The sequence below is a fragment of the Algibacter sp. genome, assembly GCF_049667265.1.
GTDB lineage: Bacteria > Bacteroidota > Bacteroidia > Flavobacteriales > Flavobacteriaceae > Algibacter_B.
This window is the reverse complement of record NZ_JBATHX010000338.1, coordinates 1-2203: the sequence shown is the minus strand read 5'-3', so window position 1 is coordinate 2203 and position 2203 is coordinate 1. Positions and strand designations below refer to the sequence as shown.

Genomic DNA, 2203 nt, shown 5'->3' with positions numbered 1-2203 from the left:
GATACTACAATGGCATCAATACGTTGCGGCAAATTATCATCACTATATTCAATCGTTACCTGACTTTTAGAATCTGGTCTTAAATAAGGGATGTCTTTATTTTCACGTCTTAATTCAGCAAGTTCTTTTAAAATTCTATGCGATAAATCTAAAGCTAAAGGCATGAAATTTTCGGTTTCGTTGGTTGCATAACCAAACATCATCCCTTGATCTCCAGCGCCTTGCTGCTCTTTGCTACCTCTGTCTACACCTTGGTTTATGTCTTCAGATTGCTCATGAATGGCAGAAAGCACACCACAAGAATTGCCGTCAAACATGTATTCGCCTTTCGTATATCCAATCTTATTTATGGTATCTCTAGCTATTTTTTGAACGTCTAAATAGGTGTGCGATTTAACTTCACCAGCAAGTATAACTTGTCCTGTAGTTACCAACGTTTCGCAAGCCACCTTTGAGTCTTTATCAAAAGCTAAAAAATTATCAATTAAAGCGTCACTAATTTGATCTGCTACCTTGTCTGGGTGTCCTTCAGAAACACTCTCCGAAGTAAATAAATAAGCCATATTTTTTATTTTACAGTAAGATTTGACGAGAACGTCGAAGGAAGTTTACACTGCCTTTAGCATTTTTACTTACATCAAACTAATGTTTCATGTAAAGAGGTTGCAATCAGTCAAATCTTTCCTCTATTATTTGTTTGCGCAAAAGTAAAAAAATAAAAGAATATGTACCTTGATTTTTCTTTTTTTCCATAATTAATTGGCTGTTAAGTTTTAATTGTAAATATTTGTACCAATCAAGATGAAAAAATAAATTTTAAATATCATTTCTATTTATGTCATTGTAATTATTTCACAACGATAAGGAAGGGTGTTTTGAAACTAAAATAGATTTTAAGAACCTTCCTAAAAACGGAGGGTTTTTTTACGAACTTTTTTTTCATTTTGAACATCATAAAAATTTCAACTTAAAACATTGAAAAACAACGTGTTAAGTTAATTATTATAGTCGTGGATTTAACCTAGAATTGCAATGGATACATGATATAAAAACCTAATAAATTAATTTCGACATCTTGTATCATATAAATTGATGAATTTTTATTATAAATCTTAATTTACTAAGAATACAAAATTGAAATAAGGCAAAACGTAAAATTGTTTGCAACAAATATGAAAGAACTTAATAAACATAGTAAAAGACTAACTCAAGACGAATCGCAACCAGCATCACAAGCCATGTTATATGCCGTTGGTTTAACTGATGAAGACATGCAAAAAGCCCAAGTTGGTATTGCAAGTACGGGTTACGATGGAAACCCATGTAACATGCATTTGAATGGTTTGGCTGCTGAGGTAAAAATTGAAACTAAAATTGCTGGATTAGTTGGTTTAGGATTCAATACAATTGGTGTTAGTGATGGGATTTCTATGGGAACTTCGGGTATGAATTACTCGTTGGCATCTCGTGATATTATTGCAGATTCTATTGAAACGGTCATGAATGCACAGAGTTATGATGCGTTAATTTCTGTAGTTGGTTGCGATAAAAATATGCCGGGAGCCGTTATTGCTATGTTGCGTTTAAACCGTCCGTCAATAATGATGTATGGTGGAACCATTGCATCTGGAAAATATAAAGGAAGAAAATTAAACATCGTTTCAGCTTTTGAAGCTTTAGGTCAAAAAATGGCTGGTGAAATAGGAGAAGAAGAATATAGAGATATTATTAAAAGTGCGATTCCAGGAGCAGGCGCTTGTGGAGGTATGTACACCGCAAATACCATGGCTTCGGCTATTGAATGTATGGGGTTTGCATTGCCATATAATTCTTCTATTCCTGCTGAAAATCCTAATAAACTATCTGAAAGTGAAAGAACTGCGAGAGCTATTAAAAACCTTTTAGAATTAGATTTAAAACCATTAGATATTATTTCTAAAAAATCGATTGAAAATGCTATTGCATTGGTAAATGCTTTAGGAGGTTCTACAAATGCAGTATTACACTTTTTAGCGATTGCACATGCTGCGGATATTGAATTTACTTTAGAAGATTTTCAACGTGTTAGTGATAGAACACCTTTAATAGCAGATTTAAAACCATCTGGAAAATACTTAATGGAAGATGTTCATGGCGTTGGTGGAACACCAGCAGTTATGAAATACTTATTAGATAATGGTTACTTACATGGCGATTGTTTAAC

Annotated in this window: 2 protein-coding genes; one reads left to right on the top strand and one right to left on the bottom strand. The window is 33.1% G+C overall.

Annotated features, from left to right (window positions below; translation table 11 throughout):
• Positions 1-563, bottom strand: a 563-nt coding sequence (locus tag WBN21_RS11960; protein ID WP_424200580.1) for an S-adenosylmethionine synthetase N-terminal domain-containing protein, incomplete at its 3' end; no start/stop codon positions are given.
• Between the two features lie 609 nt (positions 564-1172).
• Here WBN21_RS11960 and WBN21_RS11955 point away from each other — a divergent pair.
• Positions 1173-2203: dihydroxy-acid dehydratase (locus WBN21_RS11955; protein ID WP_424200578.1), on the top strand; the 1031-nt coding region annotated here is incomplete at its 3' end.